Below are 5,382 nucleotides of genomic sequence, written 5' to 3' on the forward strand. Positions count from 1 at the left end.
GCTTCGAGTCGATGGCGTGCTGGGGCATGGCCGCGGTCATCGCGGTGTTGATGAAACCGGGCTGGATCGCATTGATGCGGATGCCCTTGAATGCGACCTCCTTGGCCACGGCCTTCGTCATGCCGACGATGCCGGCCTTCGCTGCCGAGTAGTTCGACTGGCCGAGCATGCCGACCTTGCCGCTGATGGAGGAGACGTTGACGATCGCGCCGCCGCGGTCCTGTTCGCGCATGAGACCGGTGGCGACCTTGAGCCCGTTCCAGGTTCCGCGCAGGTGGACGGAGATGACGTCGTCGAACTCCTTCTCGGTCATCTTCCGGATCGTCGCATCGCGGGTGATTCCGGCGTTGTTGACCCAGATGTCGACGCCGCCGAAGGTCTGTGTGGCCGCCTCGGCGAGTTTCTCAACGTTGTCCAGTGAGGCCACATTGCACACGACCCCGGCAGCAGAGTCGACACCGCCGAGTTCGGCGACGGCTGCCTGCAGGCTCTCCTCATTCATGTCGCCGAGGACGACCTTTGCTCCGGAGTTCACGAGGCTGCGGGCCATGGACAGGCCGAGTCCCTGGGCTCCGCCGGTGACGACGGCAACCTTGCCGGCGAGTAGGCCGGGGACTTCGGAGACGCCCTGAGCGTTGGACTCAGCGGTGGTGGCTGGTGCGTTGGTCATGTGGTCCTTCTTTCGTGGTTCGCGGTTGATGTGAGCCGGGCTCGGTGGCAGGCCCGATGCTGGTGCGAGTGCGGCCGGTGCGGCCGGGTTACAGGTTGAACTGCGGTTTGTGGGCGCCCTTGAGCAGCTGGCGGGCGACGACGACGCGCTGGACTTCCGACGTTCCCTCGTAGATGCGGAAGAGGCGAGCATGACGGTAGAAGCGCTCGACGGCGGACTCGCGCATGTAGCCCGTGCCGCCCTGGATCTGGACACCCTTGTCAGCGATGCGGCCCAGGGCCTCGGAGGCGAAGAGTTTCGCGGAGCTCGGTCCCAGCTTCCGATCCTCCTCGGTGTCCCAGCGTTTTGCGGCGGCGAGCACGAGAGCCTTGGCTGCGGCGACCTCGGTGTAGATGTCGGCGAGCATGGCCTGGACCAGCTGGAACCGTGCGATGGGCTCTCCACCCTGTTTCGCCTCGGCGGCGTAGTTCACGGATTCGTCGAGGATGCGGGTGGCCTGGCCCACGCAGATTGCGGCGATGTGCAGGCGCCCCTTGTTCAGCGAAGCCATCGCGGCGTAGAACCCCTTCTCTTCCTCGCCGCCGATGAGGTTGGCGGCGGGGACGCGGACATCGTCGAAGAAGATCTCCGAGGTCCAAGCGCCGGCCTGGCCCATCTTCGAATCATGCGATCCGACGGTGACGCCCTCGGTCGTGGTCGGGACGAGGAAGACGGAAATGCCCTTCGAACCCTTCGCGTTGGGGTCGGTGCGGGCGAAGACCATGAGGACGTCGGAGGACTCTGCGTTGGTGATGAAGCGCTTGCTGCCCGAGATGACGTAGTCGCCGCCGTCCCGGACTGCACGTGTGCGCATGCCCGAGGGGTCGGACCCGGCCTCGGACTCGGTCAGCGCGAAGGACGCCACGACATCGCCCGAGCTCAGCTTCGGCAGCCACTGGCTCTTCTGCTCATCGGTGCCGTAGTTGACGAGTACCTGCCCGGCAATGCCGTTGTTGGTGCCGAACACGGATCGGAACGCCGGCGTGGTGTAGCCGAGTTCCATGGCCAGCTGGGCGTCCTGTTCGGCATTCATGCCCAAGCCGCCGTGCTCCTCCGGCAGCGCCCAGCCGAAGAGCCCCATCTCGGCGGATTCCTTGATGATCGTCTCCGGGATGGCATCGTTGGCCTCGATGTCGAGTTCGAGGGGCACGACCTTCTCGCGGACGAATTCGCGGACGATGGACAGGACGTCATCGAGTTCCGAGGTATCCATTCTGCGTTCTCCTAGTGTGTGGAAGTAGCGGGGTGATTTCGTCGCCGAGGCGGGCTAGAGGCTGTCGATCCAGGCGCGGACCTGATCGGAGTCGGCCCCGAGTTCCGGCGGAGCGAGATCGTAGGTCACCTCGGACTTCGTCAGTCGGATCGGATTGCGGATCGTGGGAATGACGCGCTCGCCCTGACCGGTTTCGACGATCGGTTCGAGGCCGAGTTCCCGGGCACGCTCCACTCCCTCGGCGATCGAGTTGATCGGGGCGCAGGGCAGACCCACAGCCGTGAGCTTCTCAAACCATTCCTGAGCCGTATGCGCTTGGAGTGCTTCGAGCAGTTCCGGTTCGAGCTCATCGCGGTGGGCATTGCGGGTCTTTGCCTTTGCGAAGCGTTCGTCTTCGGCCCAGTCTGGTCGCCCGAGGGCCCTGGCGAGGGCGGCGAACTGACCGTCGTTGGCCGCGGCGACGATGAGTTCGCCGTCCTTCGTCGCCATCGGCTGGTACGGGTAGAGGCTGGGGTGGGCGTTGCCCATGCGCGTCGGTGTCACACCTGCGGCGGCATAGGCTCCGGACTGGTTCGCCAGGCCCGACATCGCTGAGGACATGAGGTTGGTTTCGACCAGCTGACCCTCGCCGGTGAGGTGCTTGTGGTGGATTGCGGCCATGATCCCGATCGTCGTGTGCAGACCGGTGATGACGTCGAAGACCGCGACGCCGGCACGGTAGGGGGAACCGTCGGGACTGCCGGTGACGCTCATGAACCCGGACATGGCCTGGACGAGCAGATCGTAGCCGGGCAGCGCATTGTGGGCGCCGAAGCCGGTTACAGAGGCATATATGACCTCTGCGTTGGCGTCCTTGACCGAGTCGTAGTCGAGGCCGAACTTCTTCAGGCCGCCGGGCTTGAAGTTCTCGACGATGATGTCGGCACGAGTTGCCAGTTTCTGGGCGACTGCGAGGTCATCGGCATCGGAGAAGTCGAGGACGATGTCGTACTTGTTCCGGTTGATCGACAGATAGTAGGTGGCGTCCTCATCGCGTACCGGTGGGGCCCAGTGCCTGGTGTCGTCCCCGCTGGGGCCTTCGACCTTGATGACAGTGGCGCCGAGGTCGGCGAGCATCATCGTCGAATAGGGGCCGGCGAGGACGCGCGAGAAATCGACGACGACCTGGCCCGACAATGGGCCGCTGCCCCCACGGGGGAGGTAGTCAGCGATGGATTCCGTGCGGTCGGTCGGATCCGATGTCCCCGCTCCGCGCTGGGACGAGGTTCGGGTCGCGGTGGTCTCGCCATTCATCGATGAAAGCTCCCATTGGTTCTGCGTGTTCTGACATTCGTCGTGATTCTGAAGTTCGTCAGAGTGTTTCACCCCACAATATAGCAAGATAAGCAATAATGAGAAGAGATTGTTATCCAAAACGATATTTAAGAGATTGCGTGGTGGATGCTGCGCCGGGCGGCCGAGCACAGTGATGGATGCATTTGCTGATGCAGAGACTGATGCGGTGGCGGATGCAGCCGCGGGGACCAGGAGAAGGAGACATGATGGAGATTCAGCAGGTGCGTGCCTTCCTGACTGTTGCCGAGGAGCTGCACTTCGGTCGCGCCGCCGAGCGTCTGGGAGTGCTCCAGCCCCCGCTGAGCAGGACGATCAGGGCTCTCGAGGACGACCTCGGCGTCTCGCTGTTCCAGCGCACCACCCGCAATGTGCGGCTCTCACCTGAGGGTGAGGCGCTGGTCGAGCCGGCACGGAAGATGCTCGAATATCAGGGTCTCGCGGTCGACGCCGTGCAGCGTGCGGCAACAGGGGAGACCGGACGCATCAGCTTCGGGTTCGCCAGGTCCTCGTCCCGGACTCTGGCCGCCAATCTCGTCACCGCCTCCCGGGCGCAGAATCCAGGCATCGTCCACAGTCTCGAATCCAATGTCTTCGCCGAGGAGGGGCTCTCGCGACTCATCGACGGCACCCTTGACCTGGCGCTTGTGAGGTGGACGAAGCAGCCGCCCGGGGTGATCGGCCGGCCGGTCATGATCGAGCGACTCTGTGCGGCCCTGCCCGAGGGGCACCGCCTGGCAGGACGCTCGGCCCTTCGCGTCGAAGAGCTGGCAGACGAAGACTTCATCACCTTGCCCTCCCACCCCGGTTCGACCCTGCGTGAGAACACGATGCGGCTGTGCCACGATGCCGGATTCAGGCCCCGGCTGGCCCAGGACGCCCCTGATTCCCAGACGATCGGCGCACTGGTTGCTGCTGGGCTGGGAGTCTCGATCACCTTCGACTCGGTATCCGCGAACACGCGCGAAGTCGGCACGGTCGCCGTCCCACTCGATGTCCCGCAGGACCCATCGACTCTGTACCTGGCGCACCGAAGCGAGCACGGCAAGCCGTCGTTGGATGCCGTGTTGGCCCTCGCCGATGAAGTCCTGCCGACCGTGGAGTGACTGCTACGGGTGCCGCCGACGGCTGGTGGCCGGCTGGCCGACGGCTGATGGCCGGTGCTGCTACGGGAATTGAGCCAATAGCGCTCACAGTTTCGCGTTCCACGCATCGAGTCGTTCGCGCAGCAGCTCCGCCGTCATTTCACCCCGACCGATGCCCAAGTAGTTCGGCAGCCAGGTTTCGACGCGGTCATGTGCCGATGCTGCGGCCTGCACATCCCAGGCGCCGATGTCATCGACCGCGGCACCCGACAGCCGTTCGTACTCCTCGAGGAAAAGACCGGCCGCGCTGGGGGAGCCGAGGAGCACAAGGTCCTGCCGGCACCACGCCAGGTCGACCCCGCGTGGTCCCGAGCGTGCTCCCGACCAGTCAACGACTCCGGTGAGTCGATCGGCCTCCCACAATGCGTTCCCACACCAGAAGTCCGAGTGGATGAGCACAGGATCACGCATGTCCAGACTCGCCCATTCCCGTTGAGCGCGGGCGGCAAGAGCCGACTCTCCACGAGGTGGCTCACCGGGAGTTGGTCTCAGTCCGTCCCCGTCCAGTTCGTGGATTCTCACCAGCGCCGCCGCCATCTCGGCAGCGATCACCAGCGGCGACAAATCAGCATCTGGGGCAGTCCCGGAGACACGCGAGGTAACGATGACGGGGACGGCCAGGTCATCATTGGCGGCGACCAGATGAGGGACCCATGCGCCCAACGCCGACAACCGGCCGAGTACCTCAGCTTCCCTGACCGCAGCATCGTGGTGGGCAGGAAAGGCTCTAACGACGAACTCCGACTCGCCATCGGTCGCGAGGAGGGTGGTGGCATGCTGGCCGCCGGTGAAGACGTCGACAAGACCGAGCTCCCGTCCCACCAGATCAGAGGCGATGCGAATCGCCCGGCCCTGCGCATCTGTCATGCCTGCAAGCCTACAGACGGCGACCCGAGCGCCCGAGTGCCGGACTGCCCTGCTGCTGAAGCGGACTGCCCTGCTGCTGAAGCAGCTGCTTGAGCCCATTGGCGTAACGTCTGGCC

The 5,382-nt window shown here is 64.8% G+C and carries 5 protein-coding genes; 1 reads left to right on the forward strand and 4 read right to left on the reverse strand.

The features are described 5' to 3' along the window. The 3 genes from L0G76_RS13685 to L0G76_RS13695 all read right to left on the reverse strand — a co-directional run. Positions 1 to 670, reverse strand: a 670-nt coding sequence (locus tag L0G76_RS13685) for an SDR family oxidoreductase (RefSeq protein WP_304357723.1), incomplete at its 3' end; no start/stop codon positions are given. 88 nt (positions 671 to 758) lie between these two features. Continuing rightward, positions 759 to 1,922, reverse strand: coding sequence for an acyl-CoA dehydrogenase family protein (locus tag L0G76_RS13690; protein WP_304357724.1), 1,164 nt, complete (start codon positions 1,920 to 1,922; stop codon positions 759 to 761). Between the two features lie 54 nt (positions 1,923 to 1,976). Continuing rightward, positions 1,977 to 3,215 (reverse strand): CaiB/BaiF CoA transferase family protein, encoded by a 1,239-nt coding sequence (locus tag L0G76_RS13695; RefSeq protein WP_304357725.1) that lies wholly within the window; start codon positions 3,213 to 3,215, stop codon positions 1,977 to 1,979. 248 nt (positions 3,216 to 3,463) lie between these two features. Here L0G76_RS13695 and L0G76_RS13700 point away from each other — a divergent pair, with 248 nt between their 5' ends. Then, positions 3,464 to 4,360, forward strand: coding sequence for a LysR family transcriptional regulator (locus L0G76_RS13700; protein WP_304357726.1), 897 nt, complete (start codon positions 3,464 to 3,466; stop codon positions 4,358 to 4,360). An 84-nt stretch (positions 4,361 to 4,444) separates the two neighbouring features. On the opposite strand, the gene L0G76_RS13705 is transcribed toward L0G76_RS13700, so the two are convergent. Further along, positions 4,445 to 5,266: a phosphotransferase family protein gene (locus L0G76_RS13705; RefSeq protein ID WP_304357727.1), complete on the reverse strand. Its 822-nt coding sequence runs from the start codon at positions 5,264 to 5,266 to the stop codon at positions 4,445 to 4,447. Positions 5,267 to 5,382 lie beyond the last annotated feature (116 nt).

The sequence above is a fragment of the Brevibacterium picturae genome, from assembly GCF_030453725.1.
In the GTDB taxonomy this organism is placed as follows: Bacteria; Actinomycetota; Actinomycetes; order Actinomycetales; family Brevibacteriaceae; genus Brevibacterium; species Brevibacterium sandarakinum_A.

What these genes read in the sequence shown, in the direction of transcription:
- L0G76_RS13700 (WP_304357726.1), top strand. Translation starts at nt 3,464, where the DNA reads ATGGAGATTCAGCAGGTGCGTGCCTTCCTGACTGTTGCCGAGGAGCTG.
- L0G76_RS13705 (WP_304357727.1), bottom strand. Translation starts at nt 5,266, where the DNA reads ATGACAGATGCGCAGGGCCGGGCGATTCGCATCGCCTCTGATCTGGTG.
- L0G76_RS13695 (WP_304357725.1), bottom strand. Translation starts at nt 3,215, where the DNA reads ATGAATGGCGAGACCACCGCGACCCGAACCTCGTCCCAGCGCGGAGCG.
- L0G76_RS13690 (WP_304357724.1), bottom strand. Translation starts at nt 1,922, where the DNA reads ATGGATACCTCGGAACTCGATGACGTCCTGTCCATCGTCCGCGAATTC.